Genomic DNA, 26299 nt, shown 5'->3' on the forward strand with positions numbered 1-26299 from the left:
ATAGGAGTGCCTTTTTTCGTGTATAATAAGGTGAAACTTTTATTCGTAGAAATGGATAATTCGTTATGAAGAGAGAAATTGTATTTCAATAATAATGTAATTTAATAATGGAATATATACGTTACAATTAATAGTGAAGGAGGGGCATAGATTGGCTGTAAGTAAAATAAAGGTCGCTCGTGTTCAGTTAGATTTAACACAACAACAATTAGCAGAAAAAGTAGGAGTTACACGGCAAACGATTAGTTTAATTGAAAAAGGAAAATATAACCCTTCTTTAGATTTGTGTTTAAAAATTTGTTATGCCGTAAATCAAACATTAAATGATTTATTTTGGGAGGATAAGGAGTGAAGGATATCGATGAGGATCGTGAAAGATGAACGCTTAATGATTCAAGGACTAAAACATACTAGAATGGCATTTGTTTTACAAAACCTTGTGATATTATGTATGGTTTTTTACCGTTATGTCATAAAAGGAGTGGGATATGGACTAAAATTGAATGGATCTATTTTTCGGCTGACAAGTATGATTGATCGAAATACGATTGTTTTTGAAAGTGATGAGCAATTAAAAGGGAAAAATTTTAAGTTATTTAGCTTGAATCATTCACCAGAAAGTGGCTAGGATTCATTAAAAGAATTACTCTGTTGCTTGCCAAAAGTAAGTCTTCCAACAGGGATTGGTTATGAAAATGTATTTCGTGTGTTAATTATGAAGTTTATGGACAACTATGATCTAGATATACGTTCGGTAAAGAAATCATGTGTTCATATTGTACACCCAGATGGAAGGATTATTCCATTTGATACGTATAATTTATTTTACCGTGATGAGAAAGAAGAGTATTTAAAAGAGCTACAAGGAGAGAGCGGAATTGTGAAATAAAGAGGATATCCTCTTTATCGAGAGGAAGTGTTTTTGTTGCGACAAAAACAGTAGAATCCCCCACCGCAAGCTGAAGTGCACCTCCAATTGTTAGACTGCGTCTAACAATTGGGGTGCACTTCATTGTAGAGGTAGGTGGGGGTAGTTCAATTCATAATGTTTTATACATTAATTTATGAAGTCCAATCGGATGTATATCGAATATTTCACCATGCTCAAGGAATCCTAATCGTTTGTAGTAATCTGTAACGGTAATACGAGCATTACACCATAATATCTCTGCTTGACGCTCTTTTAAGATTACTTCAGCTTGTTGGATTAATGAGCTACCGGCATGTTGTTTCCGAAAGGTAGGTACTGTAGCCATGCCTCGTAAACGATAGTGATGGTTACCCTGTAAGGAAGGGGGTATTTCATGAGAGAACGAAGCAATGCTAATAAGTTTATCATTTAAGAAGGCACCAAGATGAAAGGAATTTGTTTCGTAATCAGATGGGTATTTACAATCGTCCAACTGTTGAGTTGGGCGTAAAATTTTTTGGCGTAGTTCGTATGTTTCGGAGGCGTCAATACATTTAATTGTAACCATACATAATTCACCTTTCTTATGAAGATTTTTCTATCAGTTGTAAAAAGAAATAGGCCGGCGCGACACAAAGGCCTAATATGCTACAAGTACCAATAATAAGGGAAAGAAAGAGACAAAAGTATTTCGTTCCATTTGGCTTCTTCCACCCATAGCTGCAAATTTCAATGCTAATACCGATGAGAATAATGGCTACAAGTACCTCTGCTAATAATAAAAGAGCTAAAGTTGAAATAGACATAGTGTGATTCATCCTTATAATTTATGATAGTAATATTTTACCATAAGGAAGTAAGAATCTTAAGAAAAAAATTAAAAGTATTATGGTTTAGGGAAACAAGGAGTAATTGTTTTGTGTTATTTTTTACATGCCGATTTAAAAAGTCCCCTCTCAATTTTGAAAGGGGACTTTTTGCTATTCTAATATGCTTTTCATTGTATCAATGTGCTCTTTTGATCCTGTTACAAGAAGTGTATCACCATTTTGTAATTTTGTATCACCATGTGGTATTAATGCTTTGTTACCACGGTAAATTTGGATGATAAGTACGTCACCTAGGAATGGCAAACGACGAAGCGGTAAACCGTTGTATGTATTACTACGTAATTCTACTTCGCGAACCGTTTCATTCGCAGTCGTAATTAAACGAACGAGACTCGGCTTATCAATGAGTGCACGTAATAAAATGCGTGTGGAGTTAATCGTCGAGAATACAGCAATATGCTCTTGCGTTGCTTTTTCCTGTAAAAGAGGATCTTCTACACTTGCAATGACATGCTCAACGCCTAATTCTTTTGCGTGTTCTGCTAATAATAAGTTTTGCTCATCATCACTTGTTGCGACGACAACTCGATCTGCATCGAAGGCTTTTTGTTCTTCTAATAGTTCTATCGTAATTGTATTTAGTTTTACGATTGGGAAGTCATGAGATTTCGCTTCCTCGGCATTTACTTTATTTTGACGCATCATGTATAGTGTTACATCATAATCTTCGCGTTTTAAATCAAGTGATAATGGAAGAGTGATTCGACTTGCACCAATAATAGAAACTCTTGGTTTTGGTGTTGCCACTTTTGGAAACATCTTTTTAAATAATACAGGTGCAAAAATACATGTAATAACTGCGCTCAAGATAAGGGAAGCAGACAGACTCGGACTAATAATATTTAGCTTTTCACCAATTTGTGCTGCGGCAATAACTAAGGAAAGTGTAGATGTTAATAAAATCGCACTTCCTAATACGATATTATGTGGGTACCATTTTCGCAGTACGAGTGATGGTAATAATTTTGAAATAAAGAGTCCAACAATTAAAATTGGAATCATTAACATACTAGAAGGCTCTTTAAAAATAGACCATACTTCTAGATTAACACCAACCATTACAAAGAAAATTGGAATGAAGAAACCATATCCGATGGAATCGAGTTTTTCAACCATATCTTCATTTGGTGATAATAAGGATACGAGTACACCTGCTAAAAAGGCTCCTAAAATATTTTCTGCACCAACAGATTCAGATAATCCGACTAGTATTAAAATAAGCGCAAAAACAGCACGTGTGTCAATTTGTACACTACCAGCTTTTAGGCTTTCCAGGTATGGAATATTTTTAAAGCGTCTTGCAACAAAGTAAATTACAATACCTGCCCCAAATAGAACGAGAAGAAGCCACATACTCTGACCGCTTTCGGAGTTTAATCCAACGAAAACAGCGAGTAAAATCATTGTAACTAAGTCTGCAATAACGGCGACTAACAAAATAATTTGACCGATTGCTGTTTTTCCTAAGTTGTTTTCTTTTAGTGTTGGGACAACAACACCTAAAGAAATCGTTGAGATAATCAATGTCATGAACATCGCGTTATCTACAAATCCAAGCCATACAAATATAAGTGATAGGGCATAGGATAAGATGAAAATAAATAAGAAGATAATGCTTGCTGCTTGGAACGTATTGGGTTCATTCGTCTTATTCTTTTTCCCTTTTTGTTTAAATATAGAAAAATCAATTTCTAAACCGCTTAAGAACATTAAGAAGATAAATCCTAGTGTTGATAAAACTTGTAGCCACATATCTGGCTCGATAATATTAAATCCACTTTTTCCTACAAAAATTCCTGCAATAATTTCGGCAACAACGACAGGAAGTGCTTTTAGTTTAAAGCGTTGTAACAAAAGGGGAATGAAAAACGCGATTGCGACAACAATCATAAGTGATAGGACTGAGGAATGGTGTTCCACTGCGTTCTCTCCCTTCAAATAATATAGTACTCATTTTAGCCATATTATAGGAAGAAAAGCAATGCATGTGAACTCGATTCCATAAAGAAAGAGTTTTCTTAACATTTGTCATAATAAGTATAGGTTTCATGATTATGTTTTAATTTCCGTAATGTGGATGAAAAGGGGAAGGGAAATAAAAAAAGACTGCTGAGATTACCTCAGCAGTCTTTTTCATGTTCATTACATAGAGAAGAAAATCCAAACTGTACCAACAACCGTTACTGCAGCGATGAAAAAGTGGAATACGATTGTGATTGTTTGTATTACTCCTTCGCCTTCTGTCATGTGCATAAACATAACAAATTGCAATGCTGCTTGTGCCACTGCCATTACAAGAATGGCTGTTAAGATTGTTGAAAGTGGCAAGCTTGTATATAACGTTACATATACAGCGAGGAACGTTAATGCAAGCGATAAAATAAATCCGAAAACGTGTGACCATGGAAAACCGCTATGTGCGTTTGCTTGTGTATTGTTTTGTCCCATTATTACGCCACCATCCCATTCAAGTAAACTAGTGTGTAAATGAAGATCCAAACAACATCAAGGAAATGCCAGTATAAGCTGATAATAAATACTTTACGAGCTGTAACTGGTGTTAAACCTCGTTTTAAAATTTGGATAACAACACAAGTTGCCCAAATGATACCAGCTGTTACGTGGGCACCATGCGTTCCAAGAAGAACGAAGAATCCAGATAAGAATCCGCTTGTTTGGATTGTTGCGCCTTCTGCAACATAAGCCATAAACTCTTCAACTTCAAAGAAAAGGAAGCCTGCACCTAAAATTAATGTGAAGATGAACCATCCTAACATCGCTTTTTGGTTGTGCTTACGCATTTCATGAATTGCGATACCGCATGTAAAACTACTTGTTAAAAGTAGGAGCGTTTGAATTAAAAGGGTTTTAAGTTCAAACAGCTGAGCTGGTGTAGGGCCATCAGCCGTACGACCAGCAAGTACTAGATAAGAGGCGAAAAGTGTTGCGAACAGCACGATTTCAGCCCCAAGAAAAATCCAAAACCCTAAAATATTCAATCTGCTTTGTTCGGATTGATATTCTAGAGGTAAGCTTTTATCTAAAGCCGCCATTTCGTTTCACCTCTCATGCAACATGTTCTGTCTTTTTAATTTCATCTACGCTAACGTAATATCCGTCGTTGTAATCAAACGAACGCCAGATCATACAACCTAACATACCAATACCACCGACAATTGCTAACCAGAACCAGCTAAATACTAATGCAAAACCTGCAAGACCAATAAAACAAGACATAATGATTGGAACGCCTGTAGTACTTGGCATATGAATTGGTTTCAACTCTTCAGGTTTTGGTGTAATAGATTCGCCGTTCTTCTTCATTTCCCAGAATACATCGCTAGACTTAATTTCTGGTAATTTTGCGAAGTTGTAATGTTGTACTGGAGATTGTGTTGCCCACTCAAGTGTACGAGCATCCCAAGGATCTCCAGTTACATCGCGCTCACCATGACGAATGCTATAAACTACGTTGTAGCATAATAAGGCGAAGCCAATTGCCATCATTACTGCACCGACAGATGCGATTTGGTTTAACCAACCCCATCCAAGGTCTGCAGAGTAAGTGTACATACGACGAGTCATACCATCTAAACCTAAGAAGTACATTGGGAAGAAACAAATGTTAAATCCACTCATAAAGATCCAGAATGTCCATTTACCAAGGCGTTCATTTAGCATATGACCAGTCATCTTCGGATACCAGAATGTAAATCCAGCAAGCATCGCGAATACTGTACCAGCGATTAATACGTAGTGGAAGTGAGCGATTAGGAAGTAGCTGTTATGGTATTGATAGTCAGCTGCTGCCATCGCAAGCATAACACCCGTAACTCCACCAATTACGAAGTTTGGAATAAATGCCAATGACCAAAGCATTGGAACTGTAAAACGGATACGACCTTTATAAAGCGTAAACAACCAGTTAAAGATTTTAACACCGGTTGGGATCGAAATCGCCATTGTTGAAATCGAGAAGAATGAGTTAACTGCTGGTCCTGCACCCATTGTAAAGAAGTGATGCAGCCATACAAGACCACTTAGAGCTGCGATTGCAACCATTGAATAAACCATTGCGGTATATCCAAATAAGCGTTTACGTGAGAATGTACTTACGATTTCAGAGAAAATACCGAATGCCGGTAAAATAACGATATATACTTCAGGGTGACCCCATACCCAGAACAAGTTCGCCCAAAGCATTGGCATACCGCCGCTTGCCATTGTAAAGAAGTGAGCATCAAATAGACGGTCGAATGTCATTAATGCAAGAGCAACTGTTAATACTGGGAAAGCAAAGATAATGATTACACATGTAATTAAAATAGACCAAGTAAACATTGGCATTTGCATTAACTTCATGCCTGGTGCACGCATTTTTAAGATTGTTACCATGAAGTTAATCCCTGTCATCAGCGTCCCGAGACCTGAAATCTGCAATGCAATTGCATAGAAGTTATTTCCTACTCCAGGTGAGAATTCTGTACCAGCCATTGGGAAGTATGATGTCCACCCAGCATCTGGAGAACCACCGATAACGAAGGCGATGTTAAATAACATAGCACCTACGAAGAATAACCAAAAACTTAATGCATTTAAGAAAGGAAATGCAACGTCACGTGCTCCAATTTGAAGAGGAACAACAACGTTCATAAGTCCCATAACAAACGGCATTGCCATGAAGAGGATCATAACCGTACCGTGTGTTGTAAATATACCATTATAGTGTTCAGCGTTTAAATATGTTGTGTCAGGGAACGTTAACTGGGCACGAATCATTAATCCGTCCATACCGCCGCGGAACATCATTACAATTGCTGAAATGATATACATAACCCCAATTTTCTTATGGTCAACAGAAGTTAACCACTCATCCCAAAGCCATCTCCATTTTTTGTACTTTGTTAGCACAAAAAGGATCGCTAACGTCACAAGAACAATAGATACGTCCGCTCCATAGATAATCGGATCGCCTGTGACAAAAAATTCATCAAGCTTCACTATATTCACTCCAATCTGTCGGAATATTCGTTATTACTTTTTGTTTTTGTAGTAGTTGTAATCACAATATTCAAGTGATTTTGGATCTACGTATTTTAAATGTGTACTAGAGAATGTCATACGCCCTACTACACCAGGTTTAATGATTTCATTGTATTTTTCTTCTGTAAGTGGTTTAGCAGTTTCTTTAACTTCTTTTACCCACTTGTCATACTTTTCTTTTGTTTTTGCTTCAAGCTCAAACTCCATGTCAGTGAATCCTTCACCAGAGAAGTTTGCGCTACGGCCAATGTAAGAACCTGGCTTATCAGCCTGTAGATATAAGTCCATGATCATGCCATCCATTGTGTATTTCATACCACCAAGCTCTGGAATCCAGAAGGCATTCATTGGACCAACAGAAGTTAGCTTAAATTGAATTGGTACACCTGCTGGTACATTTAAATAGTTAACGGTTTCAATATTTTCCTCTGGATAACTGAATAACCATTTCCAGTTGGCAGATGTAACGTAAATTTCAACTGGTTTCATATCTTTTGTTTGCTCTGGCGGCTTTTCCGATGCAAATGTTGCTTTTACTGTTGGGATTGACAATGCAATCACGATGATAACAGGGAAAATAGTCCAGATAACCTCTAAAAGAGTATTACCGTGTATATCAGGTGGCTCATAGTCCATATTTTCCGGTTTTTCACGGTAACGAATCAAGATGACTGTAAACAAGATAAATACAATTGCAATAATCAACGACATGAGTATGAATGACCAAATGATCAAATCATACTGTGCTTTTGCAACAGGCCCCTGCGGATTTAATACTGCAAGTTTTTTATCACAGCCACCGAGGAACAAGAGTAGTGATAGTGGAAGAAGCGAAGCCAACTTCCAAAATTTTTTTTTCAGTTGCACGATTGAAAATCTCCTTTCTCCTTGGATTGAAACTATGCCAATAAAACAATATAAACCTATTAATTTATAGAAGGCAATAGTTTTTGTCATATTGTTAAAAAATAGACACAAATGCACACTTTTTACGGTGAATATCATTTGTAACTTGATAACATTGTAAACTATTTTTTTGATGAAAACATGATTGTAAAAATTTTAAGATAAATAAAGTTATACCAACATATCCAAGAAATAGAAAAAAACTATCTTATCATAGGATAAGATAGTTGAATATTTTATATATTTAGTTTATTTCTTGTGTAATATTTCGTTGCTGTTCAAATGTGACAACTTTTTTATATTTAATTTGATACAAGATGTAGCAAATGATCATAAATGGAATTCCGCAATAAAGTGCGATGCGTTGATCCGGTATAAAAGCTAAACTAACGAATGTAATGAAATTTAAAGAAAAAGCAACAATTGGAACGATTGGATAAAGCGGTGTACGATATTTTAAATCGTTTATATTTCCGCCATTCTTTATAAAATCTCTTCGAAAGAAGAATTGTGAAGCAGCAATTGACATCCAGACGACAACTGCTGCCATCGCGGCAATTGATGTTAGTACTAAAAAGACTGTATCTGCTGCAAATACGCTTGTTAAAAGCGAGAGACTTGCAAAGACTAAGCTGAAAATCAAAGCATTCAGAGGTATTCCCTTTTTTGTTAATTTCGCAAATGCAGGACTTGCCATACCTTGTTTTGACATAGCCCAAAGCATACGTGAATTCGCGTATAATCCTGAATTTGCTACTGATAGTACAGCAGTAATAATGACAAAGTTCATAATGTCAGCCGCATATGGAATACCAACTGTATCAAAAACAAGTACAAATGGACTTTCTACAAGATTAGCCTCCTGCCATGGAAGTAAACCAACAACAACAGCAATTGCTAGTACGAAAAAGAATAAAGTACGCCAAATTGTATTTTTAATTGCTTTTGGAATTGTTTTTTCAGGGTTTTCACTTTCACCTGAAGCAATTCCAATTAGTTCGGTTCCTTGGAAGGAATAATTTACAGTAATCATTGTAAGAAGAACGGCTAAGGCACCATTTGGAAATAATCCACCATTTTCGGTGAAGTTATGAAGCATTGGTGCGGGTTGCCCATTGAAATCTAAGAACCCAAACATAACAGCGCCTCCAAGTATAATGAAGACAACAATTGTTGAGACTTTTACACTGGAAAACCAAAACTCCGTCTCTGCAAATGCTTTTGTTGATAAAGCGTTTACAAGGAAAAGAATTACTGCAAATGTAACACACCAAATCCATGAAGATACGTCTGGAAACCAACGCTTCATTAAAATGCTAACAGTCGTTAGCTCTACCCCAACTGTAACAGCCCAATTTAACCAATACATCCAGCCAACGACAAATCCAAAACCAGGTGAAATAAATTTGCTTGCATAACTTTGGAATGAACCTGCTTCTGGCATGGCAACGGATAATTCGCCAAGACAGAGCATTGTTAAATACATGACGAAACCACCAACTAAAAATGCAAGGATTGCCCCACCAGGTCCGGCATTATGGACGATTTGTCCTGATCCCATGAATAATCCCGTACCGATGACACCTCCGAGCGCAATCATAAAAAGGTGTCTGCTTTTCATTGTACGTTTTAAACTAGTTTGTTCTGTAGTTGTTTGATCCATATTCCCTTCACCCCGTACTTTTCTCTTGTTTGTTTTACTCAATGAATATTGAGCTTGCTTCGTTTCGCTAATCATCAGTGGGGGATAAAAAACATACTGATTGTAGTTTTTCTTTATGTTCCTATACGAATGGATTACGTATATTTTCTGGGTGCTTGAGTAGTAATAAAAAACAACAACGAAATGATTAGTGTTCCTTGATTTTCGTTTTGTGATTGAAAGAAATACATTTTTCTTTAACCACATTAAACATTTTTAATTCTAGCAAAATATTCTGAAAATGTATATTTATTTTTCTTTTTATTACAAAGAATAGGAATTTTAAAACAATTTAATTGAATAATAATTCATATAATCTTTCTAGCAAACTAGGTAGAAGAAAGGTACAATAAAAAGGATAGTGTTTGATGAAAATAATGATGTAATGGAGTTTTGCATATGTTAAAGAAATTTAAATATATATGTATTATAGGGGTTATACTTGTTGGTGCTATTTTTGTAGGGAAAAATAAAATTCTTCAAAAAGTACAAGCGTTACGAGTGAATTTTTTGTTTGATATGAAAGAAACAGCTATGATTGAAAATGTTCCATTTATAAAACAACTTCCGGAATTACAGCGAGGTTGTGAGGTTACGAGTTTAGCGATGTTATTGCAGTATAAAAATGTGCAAGTGGATAAGATGCAACTCGCAAGTGAAATCAATCATGTTTCATTTAAAGAAAATAATCTTCGAGGAAATCCTCATGAAGGATTTGTTGGAAATATTTACACGAAATCTGAACCAGGTTACGGTGTTTATCATGGGCCGATTTTTAAACTTGCAGAAAAATATGTACCTGAAAAAACGATTGATTTAACTGGAAGAGAGATTGAAGATATATATAAAGTCATTAGTTCAGGCTCACCAGTATGGGTAATTGCAAATACAACGTTTCAGCCGCTAGCTGAGGATAGTTTTGAAACCTGGAATACAAATAACGGTGATGTGAAAATTACATATTATGAGCATAGTGCAGTAGTTGTTGGATACGATCAAAACTTTGTATATATGAATGATCCGTTAGCTAACAATCCGAATAAAAAAGTATCACGTTCTGAATTTGAAAAAGCGTGGGAACAAATGGGAAAACAAGCAATTACTATTTTATAAAAATAAAAGCTATCTAATGTCAGGTAGCTTTTATTGCAAGTTAAATATTCAGAATATTATTTATTTTGTTTTTACTTCGAGCTATAATAACGTTTAACTTAGTGAAGAAAGGAAGAGGATAGATGGGTGAAATTGAAGAAATTGTTCTTTCTAAAGAACGATTAATAAAATGGAGAAGGCATTTTCACAGATATCCAGAGTTATCTTTTCAAGAAGAAAAAACATCTCAGTATATATACGACATACTTCAAACAATTCCTCATCTAGAAATTTCAAGGCCGACAAAGTACAGCATTATGGCAAGATTAATTGGTGAACAACCTGGAAAAGTAATTGCAATTCGCGCTGATATGGATGCCCTTCCAATTCAAGAAGAAAATCAATTTGAATTTGTTTCTAACTATCCAGGAGTGATGCATGCTTGTGGGCATGATGGACATATTGCGATGCTTCTTGGTGCTGTATATGCGCTCGTAGAGCAAAGGGAAAAAATTAAAGGGGAAATTCGTTTTCTATTTCAACATGCTGAAGAAAATTTTCCAGGTGGTGCACAAGAAATGGTTGCAGCAGGAGTGATGGAAAATGTTGATTATATTATTGGAGCACATCTTTGGGCTTCTTTAGAAGTGGGTAAAGTTGGTGTAATTTATGGTCCAGCGATGGCAGCACCTGATGTATTTAAAATTACAATAGAAGGAAAAGGTGGGCATGCTGGTATTCCTCATGAGACAGTGGATAGCATTGCCATTGGTACGCAAGTAGTCACGCAGCTTCAACAAATCGTATCCCGTCTTACGAATCCGTTAGATTCCCTCGTTTTATCTGTAACGCAATTTCATGCCGGAACAACACATAATGTAATTCCAGAACAAGCAAAGATTGAAGGAACTATAAGAAGTTTAAAGCATGAATTACGAGAACAAACTGCGCAGCGAATTGAAAAGCTTGTTAAACATATTACGGAATCTTATGGCGCGAATTATACATTTTCATATGAGTACGGCTATCGTCCGGTTGTAAATGATGAACAGGTTACGCAACTTGTTGAACATACGGCATTAGAGCTTTACGGAAGGGAACGAGTAGTAAGGTTACAGGCGACGATGGCCGGAGAGGATTTTTCAGCTTTTTTACAAGAAGCGCCGGGTACATTTTTCTTTATTGGTGCTGGGAATAAAGAGAAGGGGATTCTGTATCCACATCATCATCCTCGTTTTACAATTGATGAAGATGCTTTGCCGATTGGGGTAGAAGTTTTTGTTTCATCTGTTTTGAATTTTATGAGAAAAGGAGATAGTAGATAAAGTGAAACTTTAATCAGTGGGGGTTTTCTCCATCCCCCACTGATTATTAGCCCTCACCAATCGGGCTTTTACGGACAGTTCATCTCCCACCTAACTGCTTTGCTTTCACTGAATTTTGAGGTGGGAGTGTTACTGTCCGTTAATGCGGGATAAATAATTCATATGTAAGAGCTATCTTATAAAAGAGATAGCTCTTTTTGTATATATTTGTTTCTATTGGCGAAATCTAACTACAACTTGTTGAAAAGAAAGTTAGGTGGGAAGTTTGTTCAAGTTAGATGCTAACTTATCTAAAATTACAAAGGAAATTCGAGAAAAGTTAGATTCACCTAATGATCTAACGGTTAGAGAATTTACACTTGCCGGTTGTTCTACACGTTGTGCGGTTGTGTTTTTATGTGGATTAACAGATAAAGATAATATTTATAAGTTTATTATCAGGCCACTTCAATATGAAGAATTACCGAAACAAGCTGCAATCATTCAAACTCTACTGGATCGTTTCCTTTCTATTGCAGAGGTGAATATTGCAAAAACGTTTCCGGATATTATTAATGCCCTTTTAGCTGGAGATACAATTTTACTAATTGATGACATTCCTTCTGCGGTAGTTATAAACAGTCGAGCGTGGGAAAAAAGAAGTTTAGAATCTCCAGTGACAGAGGCTCTAATTCGTGGGCCGAGAATTGGTTTTAATGAGGATATCAACGTAAATAAAATGTTAATTCGTCGTGGCTTACGTGATCCGCAGCTTAGGTTTCAATCTTATATCATGGGGAAGCGTTCGCAAAAAGAAGTAACCTTAGTATATATAGAAGATATTATTAATTCTTATATTATAGAAGAGTTAGATCGGAGACTCCAATCGATAGTAACAGATATTATTTTTGAAACAGGAACAATTGAACAGCTACTTCAAGATAATAATTTATCGCCTTTCCCTCAGTTTTTGGATACAGAAAGACCTGATAATGTAGTCGCTTCGTTGGGGAAAGGAAAAGCTGCCATTTTGGTAGATGGCTCTCCATTTGCTCTGATTGCTCCAATGGTATTTGTTGATATATTTCAATCTGTAGAAGACCATTATGAACGTTGGATAATTGGAACGTTACTAAGGTTTTTACGAATGGGGGCTGGTATTATTGCAGTTTTATTGCCAGCTATGTATGTAGCTCTTGTCTCTTATCATCAAGGGCTGATTCCATCAAAATTGGCTTATTCTATTGCTGGAGCGAGAGAAGGGGTGCCATTTCCAGCTTATATTGAAACGTTTATGATGGCGCTCACGATGGAACTGATAAGAGAGGCCGGTATCAGGCTACCAAAACCGATGGGGCAAACAATCGGAATTGTTGGTGGGCTTGTAATTGGAGAAGCGGCAGTAAGTGCAGGGATTGTAAATCCTTTTTTAGTAATTATCATTGCTGTAACTGCCATTGCTACTTTTTCTCTTCCGGTATATAGCATCACAATTACATTTCGAATTTTATTATTTGTATTCGTTTTAGCTGCTACAGTATTCGGATTATACGGTATTGTTTTGGCTTTAATTGCCCTAGGAATTCACCTTACAAATTTAAAGAGTGTGGGGGTACCTTATACTACGCCTATTGCGCCAGCATTCTATAAAGATTGGAAAGAAGAAATTATTCGCTTACCAAAATCAATGCTTAAGGAACGACCAGAATATTTGCAAACGAAGGATGATACATTACGTCCAAAGGAGCGAAAGTAAATTGAGACCGTTTGAGTACGGGGATGAAGAAATTGGAACGCGTGAACTCGCTTTTGCAGTATCTTCAACCATTATTGGTACCGGTGCGTTGTCAATGCCAAGGGTCATTGCTACACAAACTTTGTTTTCTGATGGTTGGATCATTTTATTAGCGGGTGGAATTATATGTGCATTTTTTGCTTGGTTTGTAACAAAAGTTGCGATTTTATTTCCAAAAAAAAATTTTGTTGAATATACAAGTGCTCATTTAACAAAACCAGTTACTTATGTATTTAGTGTTATTTTGATTTTGACATTTGTTGCGTTGACAGCGTATGAGATCAGAACGATTTCTATTATTTCACAAACTTATTTATTTAGTGATACGTCTATACAATGGCTTTCTTTTTTCTTTTTACTTGTTGTGATTTACGGAGTGAGTGGATCAAGAGCTGCATTATTAAGACTGAATGTAATATTTTTGCCGATTGTTCTACTAGCTATAGTGCTCTTGTCTTTATTAAATATAAATTTAATGGAGGTAAATAGCTTATTACCGGTATTTCAAACGAAAGTAAGTAAATATGCAGGAGGAATTAAAGATTCTATTTTCACTTTTATTGGATTTGAAGTTGCTCTTTTTTATTCAATGATGTTAAAGGGGGATATAAAAAAAGCTCCTTTGGCTGTAGCGAAAGGCGTAATGGTAACCGTTATGTCGTATATTTTAATTTATGTGACTTGTATTAGTGTTTTTACGTATATGACAACGAGGGGATTAACGTATCCTACAATTGAACTAGGAAAGGAAATTGAAATTGGAGGAGGATTTTTAGAACGATTCGACGCAATCTTCTTTACGACTTGGATTATTACGGTTTATAACACAACAGCTATGTATTATGACCTTGCTTCTCTATTGTTTTGTGCAATGTTTTCTAAAGTGAATAAACATATTTTTATTTTTATAAGTGCGCCTATTATTTTTTGGATCAATATGGTTCCAGGAGATGTGAGAAAGTTATCGAATTATGGTACATATTTAGCTTGGATAGATATGGGGTGTATCCTATTGGTGCCCTTACTAGTTCTAATTGTATATAAAATAAAAAGAAGGGCTGGTAGAAATGAAACGCCTTCTTAAATTCATATATCTGATTAGTTTGTTATGTTACCTCAGTGCTTGCTCCGAACAACAAGAAATTGAAGAAAGAGGCTTTGTTGTAGGGGCAGCGTACGATCTTGTAAAAGAAAAAAAGTCCAATCCGGTTATGAAGGGAACATACCAAATGGTTTTGCCCCGTACGCTAACACCACAAGGAGCACAAGGGAATGCGGGGAGTAAAAATTATATTAACATTAGTGCGGTAGCAGATGGAGTTTTTGAACAAATTCGTATCGTTGCTAAAAAAATTAGTCGTGCACTATTTTTCCCTCATATACAAGTGCTAATTTTTTCTAACGATTTGTTAGCAAAACCGTATGTGTTAGAAAATACATTGGATGTATATGTTCGTGACCATGAAATGAGACGGAACATTCGTATTTTTGTTTCTGAAAAAAAAGCAGAGGATATATTAAACCAAAGTGCAAAACCTGAGAATTTACCTGCAAAGTATATTGATATGTTAGTTGACCACGCTTCGAAAAATGCACAGATGATAGAAGCGGCTCGGATTGGTGATGTCCAGGGGAAAATTACAGCCAAAAGAAGTTTTGTATTGCCTGTTTTAGGATTGACAAAACAAGGGGTGCAAATGAATGGAGCAGCCTTATTTAGAGGGAAGGATAATAAGCTTGTCGGTAGGTTGAGTGGAGAAAACACACTAGGATTAAATTATATTATTGGAGAGAAGATGGCAGGTTTTTTTACGATTCGTAAAGGGAATCAATTTGTTACATATGAAATTCATAAAATGCGGCGTAAAATTACTACGTCCGTTACAAATGCTACTAAGCCAAAGTTTGTTATTGATTTATCGTTAGAAGGAACTTTGGCGGAACTGCATTTTAGTGATCATGACCAAATTATGGGAGAGAAGAAACTAAAGCAGTATATTGCAAAAGAGATAGAAAAACGTATTCAAAAAACGATAAAAATTGTACAAAAAGATTATAAGGTAGATGTATTAGGATTGGGAGAAGAATATAAACGTCATGATTATAAAAAGTGGAGCAAAATAAAAAAGAATTGGGATCAAGGTAAAAATTATTTTAGTAATTGTGACATCGTAGTTCGGGTGCATCCGACAATTGAGCATTCAGGTTCTTCATTACCAACTCGAGTGGAGTAGAGGTGTTTTATCTTGTTTACCAAATTGAGTATAATATGTACGATATTAATAGCAATTCTCCCATATACAGTATACTTTCTTCATAAGAAAATTATGGAGTATGGTGCACAGCCGTGGCAAAAGAATAAGCAAAAAAGGAAATCTGAATAAATCTCAGATTTCCTTTGATAATCAACGAAGCGTTAATGAGATTCCCTCTATTGATGCCTGGTCTCACTTTATCCCGCATTAACGGAAAGTAATCTACCCACCGCAAAATTCAAATGAAAGCGAGGAAGATAGGTGGTGAATAACTGTCCGTAAAAGAACGATTGGTGCGGGCTAACTATTAGTGGGGATGAAGAAAACTCCCGACTGATAGAAGTTTCACTTTATATAAGCCCTAACCAATGTACCAATTGCGCTGTGAAGAATGTAACAACAATGGCGATAACGGTAGGGATTGCAAACGATAGAAATGTCCATTTTGGACTTTTTGTTTCTTTATATATGTTAACTAATGTTGTTCCGCATGGGAAATGAAGAAGAGAGAACAACATTGTATTTAACGCAGTTAACCAAGTCCAGCCATGTTCTAAGAACAAGTTTTTAATTTGATTTAAATCATCTATTTCAGTTAAGGCACCCGTTGATAAATAAGACATTAATAAAATCGGAATGACAATTTCATTGGCTGGCAATCCAAGGATGAATGCAGCTAGAATAAATCCGTCAAGACCGAGTAATTTAGCGAATGGATCTAAGAAATTCACAAAATACATAAGTATGCTTGTGTCACCAACATAAATATTTGCTAAAACCCAAGTTAGCATAGCGGCAGGTGCAGCTACGATAACTGCGCGTTTTAAAACATATAATGACTTATCAAGTGTGGAACGTACAATGGTATTCCAAATTTTCGGCTTACGGTATGGTGGTAACTCTAACGTATAGTGAGTTGGGACGCCTTTTAAAGCGGTTTTTGATAATACCCAAGATACAGTTAATGTTACAATAACCCCAATTATAACCATTCCGATTACAACACCTGCCGTAACAAGTGTTTGCATACTGCCGGTATATCCAGCGGCCATGAATAATGATGCCATTAATATTAATGTAGGCCAACGTCCATTACATGGAACGAAGTTATTTGTTAAAATCGCTAACATACGCTCGCGTGGTGATTCGATAATACGTGTTGACATAATGGCAGCAGCGTTACAACCAAACCCCATTGCCATTGTTAATGATTGTTTTCCGTGAGCGCCAGAACGTTTGAATAAACGATCCATGTTAAAAGCAACACGTGGTAAGTATCCGTAATTTTCCAATAAAGCAAACATGGGGAAGAAAATAGCCATAGGTGGTAACATAACACTAATTACAGCTCCAGTACCACGGAATAAGCCGAGAATTAAGATGCCATGTACCCAAGTCGGTGCATTCATCGCTTGAAACCAAGCGGTTAAATGACCTTCTGCCCACCCGAAAAATTCAGCAATCATATCAGATGGCACGTTAGCTCCTGCAATTGTAAGATAAAAAATAATAGATAAAATTCCGAGCATAATTGGGAATCCAAATATAGGAGAAGTGAAAATTTTATCTAGCCTCTCTGAACGGTATAACTTATCAGTATTCGTGTATTGAACAGCTTCTTTACATATACTTGCGGAAGTTCGGTAAATATCACCTACAATATCATCTCGTATATCATCTTTTGTAAGTGTTTGTGCATGTTGAACAATATAATCTAATGGAAGGGTCTTACTGGCTGAGTGAGATTCCATTTATTACGACCTCCCTTATCAGCGGCTCTTTATGATGTTTTTGAAGTGTAGCTAGAAAGTTTTTATCTCCATCTAGTATTCGTAGTGCAACCCAGCGTGCAGGGTATGTATCACCGAACACTTTATAAATTTGAGGTTCTAATTCCTGAATCATATTTTCAATTTGTTCATTATAAGTAATTTGAACAGGTGTAGGAATTAATTTTCTGCTAGCCACTTTAGCGATTACATTTAGCAAATGTCCGATTCCAACGCGGTTTCGAGCTGAAATTTTGACTACAGGTACACCCAGTGATTTTGCTAATTTCTTTTCATCAATGATGATTCCTTTTTTTTCTGCTTCATCGATTAAGTTAATACACACTATAACGTCGTTAGTCATTTCAGTCACTTGTAATGCTAAATTTAAGTTTCTTTCCATTGCAGTTGCATCTACAACTACTACTGTTACCTCAGGTTTTTCAAAAATAATATAATCCCGTGCAACTTCCTCATCGGCAGAGTTTGAATATAGGGAGTATGTTCCAGGTAAATCAATTACGGTATATACACTTCCGTTATGTTCATATTCACCTTCTGCTTTTAATACAGTTTTGCCAGTCCAGTTTCCGGTATGTTGTTTTAATCCTGTTAACGTATTAAACAATGTGCTCTTTCCGGTATTTGGGTTTCCTGCTAGCGCAATGCGATGGTTTTTCATACTAAATCATCTCCTATTAATCTCCCGAAAATAAGGGAACTTTCTTCACTACGCAGTGCAATGGTCGTATTGCTCACTTGATAAGCGATTGGATCTCCGAGCGGGCTTCTTTGCAATACTTTAATAGTAGCTCCGGGAATAAAGCCTAAATCTAATAAACGACGTTTCATAGTTCCTTCTAATTGTATCTTCTCGATTTGTACAAACTGCCCTGTTTGGAATTTTGAAAGGGGTTTGATATTAGCCGATACCATAAAAGTTACCTCTCTTCTATATTTTTAGTTTTGGTTTAAAAAGTTTGCCGAGGGAAACTTTTTGCTACTAATATAGTAGAATACATTGGATGATGTTGTCAATTGGTACTTTAAAAATATTCAATTATTTTTAGAATTGTTCCAATTTATTTTGTTGTACAGAAAAATATTACTGAAATTATGTGGGATACATGTGGAGTAACATCTATAAAGTCCAAAAAATGAAGGGATTTGTAAATATATTTTTAACATTAGTAGTGAAAAACAGAATTTTATTTACGATAAATTTACATTATTAAAAGTAAATTTACAATACGAGCTATTTGGTGTGGATTCTTTTGGTTTTTTTAATAAAAAGAGGTGAGATATATAGGTTTTGCGGTATGCTGCCTCTCTTTACTTAAAATTAAAAATTGCTTAACACTAACATAATATTATTGTCCTACAATGAATTTGTATTCGAAAGAAGTAGATGAATGTGAAAAAGCGATAATCCAAATGGGGGTACAAGACATGGTTATGAAAAAAGGTATTAAATTTTCGTTAGCGGCATTAGTGGTTGCTGGTGCTTTAGTTGGATGCGGCAAATCAGAAAGCACAGATAGCAAAGAAACTGCTAAAGGTAGTAACGATGCAAAACAAGAATTGTCGGGTACAATTGCGGCAGCTGGTTCTACAGCTCTTCAACCGCTTGCTGAAGAAGCGGGTAAAAAATTCATGGAAAAGAATTCGAAAGTTTCTATTCAAGTTCAAGGTGGCGGTAGTGGAACAGGGATTAACCAAGTAGCTTCTGGGGCGGTTCAAATCGGTAACTCTGATGTTCCAGCTGCAGATAAAATAAAAGATCCAGCAAAAGCGAAGGAATTAGTAGATAACAAAGTGGCAGGTATTGCATTTGCACTTGTTGTAAATAAAGATGTGAAGGTTGATAACTTAACTGTGAAACAAGTACAAGATATCTTCTCTGGAAAAGTTACAAACTGGAAAGAGCTAGGCGGTAAAGATGAGAAAATTAATGTGGTAAACCGTCCAGCATCTTCTGGTACACGTGCTACATTTGAAAAAACAGTTATGAAAGATGCGAAGATTAACGATGGAACAGGTACAACACAAGATTCTAACGGTGCGGTAGAACAAGCAATTAACTCTACTCCTGGTTCTATTAGTTATCTTGCAATGTCTTATATGGTAGGCGATAAAAAAGGTGCATTACAAACTGTAAAAATTGATGGTGCAGAGCCAAAAGTTGAAAATATTTCTGCGGGCAAATATCCATTCTGGTCTTATGAGTACATGGTAACAAAAGGGGAAGCGAAAGAAGCTACAAAAGCTTATATCGATTATGTAAAAGGTAAAGACTTCGAAAAACAAGTTGAAGATATGGGTTATATTCCAATGTCTAAACTGAATAAGTAAACATTTAACAGGGCTGGCTGCGAGGCCAGCCTTGTTCATTTCAATCTATGAAGTGGGGTTGTGTCCTGTGATGAAGGGGAAAAAACAAATTAATTATGTAAAAAGTGAATATATCGGAAGAACGCTTGTTACGTTTTGCGGTATATTTATTGTTCTTGTTACATTAGCAATTATTGCATTTATTTGCGGGAAAGGAATTCAATCTTTTACGCAAAGTGGCATTTCATTTTCTGAGGTATTGACGTCAACAAAATGGAATCCGAATGCTGATCAGGGATCGTTTGGTGCTGTTATCTTTATTGTTGGTTCAATGCTTGTTTCATTAGGTGCGGTCGTTATTAGTGCGCCAATCGCGCTTGCTCTTGCGATATTTATGAACTTAATTTCACCAAAGTTTGGGAATAAAGTATTAAAGCCTGTTTTAGAATTATTAGTTGGAATTCCTTCAGTAGTATATGGTTTATTAGGGGTTACCATTTTAGTTCCGCTTTTACGTGATTCATTCGGTGGTGTTGGTTTTAGTTTAATTGCTGGTATTATTGTGCTCAGTATTATGATTTTACCTACTATTGCTAGTATTGCTTCCGATGCAATACGTTCGGTTCCATTTGATTACTTGGAGGCCTCTTATGGTTTAGGTTCGACGAAATGGCAAGCGATTAGCCGTGTTATTGTTCCAGCTGCAAAAAAAGGTATTTTAACAGGGATTGTTCTAGGGCTAGCTCGTGCTTTCGGCGAAGCGTTAGCGGTTCAAATGGTAATAGGGAATACTGTTAAATTGCCTGAAGGGATCTATAGTCCAACGGCAACATTGACAGGTATTCTAACAATGGATATGACGAATACGTTAAATGGAACCGCCTGGAATAATGCTTTATGGACATTGGCAATGATATTACTTGTTATTTCATTCCTATTTATTTTAGTAATTCGAGCAATTGGCCAAAGAGGTGAACGATAACGATGAATGCACGAAAAGTAAATAATATTTGGACGGGTATTTTATATGCAGTTGCAGCATTTGTAGTAGCTTTACTTGTTTTCTTAGTATACGAAATTCTGCAAAAGGGTTGGGGATTTTGGGATCCAAGTTTTTTATTCGGAGAACCAAGCAATACAAGAGCTGGAGGTGGAATTGGTCCGCAATTATTCAACTCTTTTTATATGCTTGTTATTACCTTAGTCATTTCAATTCCGCTTGGATTAGGAGCAGGGATTTATCTTGCGGAATATGCGAAACAAGGACGGTTTTTAGGGTTTGTTCGTTTATGTATTGAAACGATGGCATCATTGCCTTCTATCGTTGTTGGTTTATTTGGTTTATTAGTATTTGTTACAATGACAGGCTGGGGCTATACGGTAATGGGTGGTGCGCTCGCTTTAACGATTTTAAATTTACCGGGTCTAACGCGTGTTTGTGAAAGTGCAATTACAGAAGTTCCGTCTAATGTAAAAGAAGCGAGTCTTGGACTGGGTGCAACAAAGTGGCAAACGATTGTGCGAATTATTATTCCGACGTCATTGCCGCAAATTATTACGGGGATTATTTTAGCTGCGGGTCGTATATTTGGTGAGGCGGCGGCGTTAATTTATACAGCAGGATTAACATCACCGATTTTAAATTCTGCAGCTGATTTTTCAAGCCCTGCACATCCGTTGAATCCATTTCGACCAGCTGAAACATTAGCAGTTCATATTTGGAAATTGAACTCTGAAGGGATTATTCCAGATGCGAAGTTAATTGCAACAAAATCAGCGGCAGTATTAATTATTATGGTATTACTGTTTAATGTTATTGCTCGTTTTACGGCATCTGTACTTCATAAACGTTTTACGGGAGCGAAAAAATCTCGTAAAACAACAAAAGCAAAAGCAGCTTAAATGCTTGTACCCTTATATTGATAAAGGGCTCTCTGCTTAAATAGGCAGAGAGCTTTTTTTGTTTTGTAGGGGGAGAGTAGTAGAGAGAGTTCTTCGATTAAAAAGGATAGTTCCTATGGTAAAATGATGTGTATGTAAATATATGAATAAATTGTGGGATAGAAAATGAAATATAAGGGAGGTTTGCTTTTTTATCCCGCATTAACGGGCAGTAATACTCCCACCTCAAAATTCGGCGAAAGCAAAGAAGTTAGGTGGGAGATAAACTGCCCGTAAAAGCCCGATTCGTTCAACTAATAATCAGTGGGGGATGAAGAAAAACCCCCACTGATTAAAGTTTCACTTTATGTTTTTTCTTCAAATGTCAGGTTTTCCAGGTTCGGGAAAATCAACGCTTTCTAGACGTATAGCAAAAAGCACAGGTGCAATTGTGATTGATCATGATATTGTAAAAACGGCCTTACTAGAGTCGTTAGAAACTCGTCAAATTGAAACGACGGACGCTGGTGGAATTTCGTATGAAATCGAATGGGCCTTAATAGATTTTCATTTATCCCAGGGGCATAGTGTAATATTGGATAGCCCGTGTCTTTATACAGAAATGTTAGAAAAGGGAATGAAGTTGTCTAAAAAGTATAATGTGAAATACAAATACGTTGAATGCTATCTTAATAATATAGAAGAAATTAATAATAGGTTAAAGAAACGGAAGCGAATGATAAGTCAAATTGAGGAAGTGGAATCTGAAGAAGCGTTTAAAAAGTGGTTAGATGGTAGTAAACGACCGTCTGATTTTACATATCTTATTGTGGACTCTGGAAAACCTTTGGAAGATTATATAGATAAAGTAATGGTATACATGAATGAGTAATTGAAATGCTGTGATAGTATAATAATAGTAGAAAGAAAAACGTTATCTTCAAAACTGAAGATAACGTTTTTCTTGTTAAGTTCTTGGTGTATCTATAGACGAGCTTACTTTTCTACGTGAGCTTCGTTTTTTGCCGAATTTATCTAATAGTTCATACATAACAGGGACGACAACTAGTGTGAGTACAGTTGAAACTGCTAAACCACCGATTACGACAACCGCTAAACTTTTAGATACCATATTGCCTGCTTGTGATTGACTGAATAATAATGGTAACATCGCTACTATTGTTGTAATAGCGGTCATGATAATTGGTCGTAGCCTTGTAGAACCTGCTTCTAGTAAAGCTTCCCGCGTCGTCATGCCATGCTCTCTATTTTGTTGAACACGTTCTATTAGTACGATGGCATTTGTAACAACAATACCAATTAACATTAATGCGCCGATGAGTGCGTTTAAATCGACTGGTGTTCCTGAAATGATTAATCCTAAAATCCCCCCAACAGCAGCTAGTGGTAAAGAGAATAAAATCGCAAATGGGGCGCGTGCTTGCCCGAAAGTAATGACCATAATTAAATAAACAATCCCGATTGCGATACCCATGATTTTGAATAAATTTGTAAAGTCTTCTTGCATTGATTCGGTTGCACCAGCAATTTTAACTTTCGCGCCGTTTGGTAGGTCTAATTCTGAAATAGCTTTGTTCACTTCAGTGTTTACTTTACTTAAATCTTCATTTGTCGCTTGGGCAGTTATTTGAATGGTTTCTTTCCCGTCTTTATGGAAAATCTCTGTTTGTAATCGTTTTTCTGAAATGGTTGCAATATCTTTTAAAGGAATTGATCCTGCTATAGGTGACAAGATATTTGTGTTAAGAATATCTTCTTTGTTACTTATCTTTTCTTGTTTATGTTCGAGCATAATAGTTGTTTTCTCATCATCAATTGTCAGTTGCCCGATTGGTGATTTTTTCATAAGGAATGAAACTTGTTGGCCTGCTGTTTCCGGAGTTAATCCAACTTGTTCCGCTTTCTTTTGATCAATATCGATTTGCCATTCCTTTTTTGATTCTTCTAGATTTGTTTTTACTTTAGAAAGACTGTCTATACTTTTTAGTTTTGTTTCAACGAGATCAGCAGCTTTTTTTAAATTCGTCTCATTGTTTGCTGTCACGTTAAATTGCAAGCTGTTTCCACCGCCAAAACTAGAATAGCTTGCTTTTGTATAATCGAATTCGGCTGGTTTAAAGTCTGCGTGCTCTTTTTTTAGTTTCTTGATATATTGATCGATATCTGTTCCTTTTTTGAAGACTACAGCAATAGATGCAAGGTTATTTTTAGTTGTAAATCCAAACTGTGCATCTTCAGCACTGGAACCCATTCGTAAAATAACATCTTTTACATCGCCGTTAGAAAGTAATTTTTTTTCAAAATCAAAGGCTGTCTGCTTTCTGGATTCAAAATCATAATTTGCTGGGAATGTCATCTGAATTGAAAGCATCGTATCGTCTTCTGATTTTATATTTGCTTTTGGAAGTAATATATAAGCAGCAATTGATCCGGCAAATAATAAGATAGAAGAAAATAAAATAATAAACTTATGTGAAAGGGCCCACTTTAAAGTAGCTGTATACTTTCTTGAAGGTTTCGGTGTACGCTGCCTTGTTTTTCTCAGTAATAAAAATGCCATAAGTGGAACAACGGTTAAGGCCACCACTAGTGAAGAAAGTATAGAGTATACAACGGCTAATACCATAGGTAACATTAGCTTACCGATTGTACCTGATACAAGACCGATAGGTAAAAAGACAGCGACTGTTGTTAAAGTAGAAGAGGTAATCGCAACGGCTACCTCTTTTGTGGCGTCTAGAATGATGTCTTTTGAAAAATGTTCTTTTTGTAAGCGCCGGAAGATATTTTCAATGACAACAATACTATCGTCAACAAGTCGACCAACCGCTACCGCTAAGCCCCCGAGAGTTAAAATGTTTAATGTAACATTAGATTGATCAAGTAAAAATAGTGTTAGTAAAATGGATAATGGAATACTAACGACAGCGATCAGTGTTGTTCGAATACTACGTAAAAAGATTAAAATGATAAATGTTGCAGCGATTGCTCCTAAGATTACTTCTTTTCCCATACTTGTAACAGCGTTTTCGACTTGTTCGTGAGTAGAGGATATTAATTTAATTGTATAAGTATCTTTATATTCTTTGCTTATAGTTTTTATCAATTTCTTTTCCGATTGCAACTGCATTTTTGCTAGGTTCTTTCATAATAACTAATCCAGTTCCCTCTTCGCCATTCACATGTGAAACGGTATCAAAATGTTGTTTTATTTTTACTTGAGCTATATCTTGTAATTTGATTTGAGGGGTAAGTGACATATTTTTTATTTCATCTACATTTTTGACATTTCCAATGACGCGTAGGCTGTGGTCTTCGTTATTGACAGTAACTTGACCAACTGGAGTGGAAGTTTCTTTTCCTTGTAAAGCGGCTAATACTTGCTGTGGTGTCACATTTTTATTTTTCATTTCATTTGGGTCTAATATGATAGATAGCTCAGATGTTGATTTACCGTAATACATGACGTTAGCAACGCCGTCGATATTTTCAAGTTGCGGGATGATTTCTTTTTCAATCTGTTTTTCATCTGCTTTTGTAAAACCATTCTGTTTTTGAACGGTAATCTGTGCGAGTGGAATCATAGAGGTATTAAGTTGACTGACGACGGGTTTTGTAATTTCTTTTGGGAAATTTACGTTGTTGGTAATTTTTTCGACCTCACGTGTAGCATCTTTCATATTAGCTTTAGATGTATACGCAATATCGATACGAGATAAGCCTTCATAAGTAGAAGAAGTTATTGTATCGACGTGTTCCAAATTTCGAAACTTTTTTTCAAGCGGCTCGGTTACTTCTTTTGTCAATGTTTCAGCATCTAGCCCTTGAGACATTGTAGTGACAGTTATTGCGGGATTATCAACGCTGGGTAGAAACTCCATCGGTAATTTGGAGCCGGAATAAATGCCGAGCACAGAAATGAGAAAAACCATGATGATGATAGCGGCTCGATTTTTTAATGAGAATTTTGTTAACCTATCCATAAAAATGATTCCTCCGTTTAAGTTGTTTTTTAGCCTACTTTGTTACTATATAACAAAATCTGGATATCTTTCATTAATTAAATGTAAAAAAATTCTAAAATTATTCTTAAGTAGCGAGTGAATAGGATTTTGTAAGGAAGGGCTAGAGAGTTGGTTGGGTATTTTAGCCTTTTAAAGTTCTGTTGAAGTCAGGAGGAAGAAGATCCATTTAATATGAAATAAAGAGGTGGAATTATTAAGCGGAAATTTTTTTATATTATTTTTAAAAAACACTTGTGATTTTAAAATGAGGGTGGTATATTAATAAACGTCGCTGATGCGAGAAACGCAGAAAGCGAAAAAAGAAATTAAAAAAACTTAGTTGACATCGAAAAATGAAGATGCTAACATAAGGAAGTCGCTAATCGGCGATGGATG

The 26299-nt window shown here is 36.0% G+C and carries 23 protein-coding genes and 1 pseudogene; 12 read left to right on the forward strand and 12 right to left on the reverse strand.

Annotated features, from left to right (window positions below; genetic code table 11):
- Positions 1 to 151: 151 nt before the first annotated feature.
- Genes ACM6HU_RS20135 through ACM6HU_RS20145 form a run of 3 tightly spaced genes read left to right on the forward strand, consistent with a single transcriptional unit; the run spans position 152 to position 889 of the window.
- Positions 152 to 352 (forward strand): helix-turn-helix transcriptional regulator, encoded by a 201-nt coding sequence (locus ACM6HU_RS20135; protein WP_016113146.1) that lies wholly within the window; start codon positions 152 to 154, stop codon positions 350 to 352.
- 9 nt (positions 353 to 361) lie between these two features.
- On the forward strand, positions 362 to 628 hold the full coding sequence (locus tag ACM6HU_RS20140; RefSeq protein ID WP_016113147.1) for a hypothetical protein: 267 nt from the start codon (positions 362 to 364) through the stop codon (positions 626 to 628).
- A 27-nt stretch (positions 629 to 655) separates the two neighbouring features.
- A complete protein-coding gene (locus ACM6HU_RS20145) occupies positions 656 to 889 on the forward strand; it encodes a hypothetical protein (protein ID WP_016113148.1) in 234 nt (77 codons plus the stop codon).
- A gap of 151 nt (positions 890 to 1040) precedes the next feature.
- Here ACM6HU_RS20145 and ACM6HU_RS20150 read toward each other — a convergent pair whose 3' ends face one another.
- The 8 genes from ACM6HU_RS20150 to ACM6HU_RS20185 all read right to left on the reverse strand — a co-directional run bounded on the left by ACM6HU_RS20150 (position 1041) and on the right by ACM6HU_RS20185 (position 9412).
- Positions 1041 to 1478, reverse strand: coding sequence for a GNAT family N-acetyltransferase (locus tag ACM6HU_RS20150; RefSeq protein ID WP_016113149.1), 438 nt, complete (start codon positions 1476 to 1478; stop codon positions 1041 to 1043).
- Positions 1479 to 1494: 16 nt separating this feature from the next.
- Positions 1495 to 1728 (reverse strand): DUF4022 family protein, encoded by a 234-nt coding sequence (locus ACM6HU_RS20155; protein ID WP_080740155.1) that lies wholly within the window; start codon positions 1726 to 1728, stop codon positions 1495 to 1497.
- 162 nt (positions 1729 to 1890) lie between these two features.
- A complete protein-coding gene (locus ACM6HU_RS20160; RefSeq protein ID WP_016113150.1) occupies positions 1891 to 3720 on the reverse strand; it encodes a monovalent cation:proton antiporter family protein in 1830 nt (609 codons plus the stop codon).
- Between the two features lie 222 nt (positions 3721 to 3942).
- On the reverse strand, positions 3943 to 4248 hold the full coding sequence (gene qoxD, locus ACM6HU_RS20165) for a cytochrome aa3 quinol oxidase subunit IV (protein WP_003195276.1): 306 nt from the start codon (positions 4246 to 4248) through the stop codon (positions 3943 to 3945).
- A 2-nt stretch (positions 4249 to 4250) separates the two neighbouring features.
- On the reverse strand, positions 4251 to 4853 hold the full coding sequence (gene qoxC / locus ACM6HU_RS20170; RefSeq protein ID WP_003195274.1) for a cytochrome aa3 quinol oxidase subunit III: 603 nt from the start codon (positions 4851 to 4853) through the stop codon (positions 4251 to 4253).
- A gap of 13 nt (positions 4854 to 4866) precedes the next feature.
- On the reverse strand, positions 4867 to 6801 hold the full coding sequence (gene qoxB / locus ACM6HU_RS20175; RefSeq protein WP_016113151.1) for a cytochrome aa3 quinol oxidase subunit I: 1935 nt from the start codon (positions 6799 to 6801) through the stop codon (positions 4867 to 4869).
- 33 nt (positions 6802 to 6834) lie between these two features.
- Positions 6835 to 7710 carry a cytochrome aa3 quinol oxidase subunit II gene (gene qoxA, locus ACM6HU_RS20180; protein WP_016113152.1) on the reverse strand — a complete coding sequence of 292 codons (876 nt, stop codon included), beginning with the start codon at positions 7708 to 7710 and terminating at the stop codon, positions 6835 to 6837.
- Between the two features lie 283 nt (positions 7711 to 7993).
- Positions 7994 to 9412 (reverse strand): amino acid permease, encoded by a 1419-nt coding sequence (locus ACM6HU_RS20185; protein WP_033671000.1) that lies wholly within the window; start codon positions 9410 to 9412, stop codon positions 7994 to 7996.
- Between the two features lie 438 nt (positions 9413 to 9850).
- Here ACM6HU_RS20185 and ACM6HU_RS20190 point away from each other — a divergent pair, with 438 nt between their 5' ends.
- The 5 genes from ACM6HU_RS20190 to ACM6HU_RS20210 all read left to right on the forward strand — a co-directional run bounded on the left by ACM6HU_RS20190 (position 9851) and on the right by ACM6HU_RS20210 (position 15876).
- On the forward strand, positions 9851 to 10564 hold the full coding sequence (locus tag ACM6HU_RS20190) for a C39 family peptidase (RefSeq protein ID WP_016113154.1): 714 nt from the start codon (positions 9851 to 9853) through the stop codon (positions 10562 to 10564).
- A 122-nt stretch (positions 10565 to 10686) separates the two neighbouring features.
- Entirely contained in the window at positions 10687 to 11868 is a 1182-nt protein-coding gene (locus ACM6HU_RS20195) for a M20 family metallopeptidase (RefSeq protein WP_016131190.1), read from the forward strand.
- A 265-nt stretch (positions 11869 to 12133) separates the two neighbouring features.
- Positions 12134 to 13603 (forward strand): spore germination protein, encoded by a 1470-nt coding sequence (locus tag ACM6HU_RS20200; protein WP_414848403.1) that lies wholly within the window; start codon positions 12134 to 12136, stop codon positions 13601 to 13603.
- A 1-nt stretch (position 13604) separates the two neighbouring features.
- Complete coding sequence (locus tag ACM6HU_RS20205; protein ID WP_016113157.1) at positions 13605 to 14726, forward strand: endospore germination permease; 1122 nt, start codon at positions 13605 to 13607, stop codon at positions 14724 to 14726.
- Positions 14710 to 15876, forward strand: a complete 1167-nt coding sequence (locus ACM6HU_RS20210) for a Ger(x)C family spore germination protein (RefSeq protein WP_016113158.1) — start codon at positions 14710 to 14712, stop codon at positions 15874 to 15876. The genes ACM6HU_RS20205 and ACM6HU_RS20210 overlap by 17 nt, the downstream gene beginning before the upstream one ends.
- A gap of 371 nt (positions 15877 to 16247) precedes the next feature.
- Here the strand turns inward: ACM6HU_RS20210 and ACM6HU_RS20215 are convergent, their stop codons facing one another.
- From ACM6HU_RS20215 to ACM6HU_RS20225, 3 genes are read right to left on the reverse strand one after another with little or no spacing between them, the layout of a single operon-like run.
- Entirely contained in the window at positions 16248 to 17648 is a 1401-nt protein-coding gene (locus tag ACM6HU_RS20215; RefSeq protein WP_016113159.1) for a nucleoside recognition domain-containing protein, read from the reverse strand.
- Complete coding sequence (locus ACM6HU_RS20220) at positions 17626 to 18348, reverse strand: FeoB small GTPase domain-containing protein (protein ID WP_016113160.1); 723 nt, start codon at positions 18346 to 18348, stop codon at positions 17626 to 17628. Before ACM6HU_RS20220 ends, ACM6HU_RS20215 begins: the two co-directional genes overlap by 23 nt.
- Positions 18345 to 18602: a FeoA family protein gene (locus ACM6HU_RS20225; RefSeq protein WP_016113161.1), complete on the reverse strand. Its 258-nt coding sequence runs from the start codon at positions 18600 to 18602 to the stop codon at positions 18345 to 18347. The genes ACM6HU_RS20220 and ACM6HU_RS20225 overlap by 4 nt, the downstream gene beginning before the upstream one ends.
- 513 nt (positions 18603 to 19115) lie before the next feature.
- On the opposite strand from ACM6HU_RS20225, the gene ACM6HU_RS20230 reads away from it, so the two are divergent.
- The 4 genes from ACM6HU_RS20230 (at position 19116) to ACM6HU_RS20245 (ending at position 22770) form a co-directional block, all read left to right on the forward strand.
- Entirely contained in the window at positions 19116 to 20018 is a 903-nt protein-coding gene (locus ACM6HU_RS20230; protein ID WP_016113162.1) for a phosphate ABC transporter substrate-binding protein PstS family protein, read from the forward strand.
- Between the two features lie 70 nt (positions 20019 to 20088).
- The gene (gene pstC, locus ACM6HU_RS20235) at positions 20089 to 20979 is read left to right on the forward strand and encodes a phosphate ABC transporter permease subunit PstC (RefSeq protein WP_033671007.1); all 891 of its coding nucleotides are present in this window, start codon (positions 20089 to 20091) and stop codon (positions 20977 to 20979) included.
- Between the two features lie 2 nt (positions 20980 to 20981).
- Entirely contained in the window at positions 20982 to 21899 is a 918-nt protein-coding gene (pstA, locus tag ACM6HU_RS20240) for a phosphate ABC transporter permease PstA (RefSeq protein ID WP_016113164.1), read from the forward strand.
- Positions 21900 to 22245: 346 nt separating this feature from the next.
- Entirely contained in the window at positions 22246 to 22770 is a 525-nt protein-coding gene (locus ACM6HU_RS20245) for an AAA family ATPase (RefSeq protein WP_414848404.1), read from the forward strand.
- A gap of 75 nt (positions 22771 to 22845) precedes the next feature.
- On the opposite strand, the pseudogene ACM6HU_RS20250 reads toward ACM6HU_RS20245, so the two are convergent.
- Positions 22846 to 25882, reverse strand: a pseudogene (locus ACM6HU_RS20250) (efflux RND transporter permease subunit).
- Positions 25883 to 26299: the final 417 nt, after the last annotated feature.

Origin of the sequence: Bacillus sp. IT-79MI2 (assembly GCF_949768135.1) — a bacterium.
Taxonomy (GTDB): Bacteria; Bacillota; Bacilli; order Bacillales; family Bacillaceae_G; genus Bacillus_A; species Bacillus_A pseudomycoides.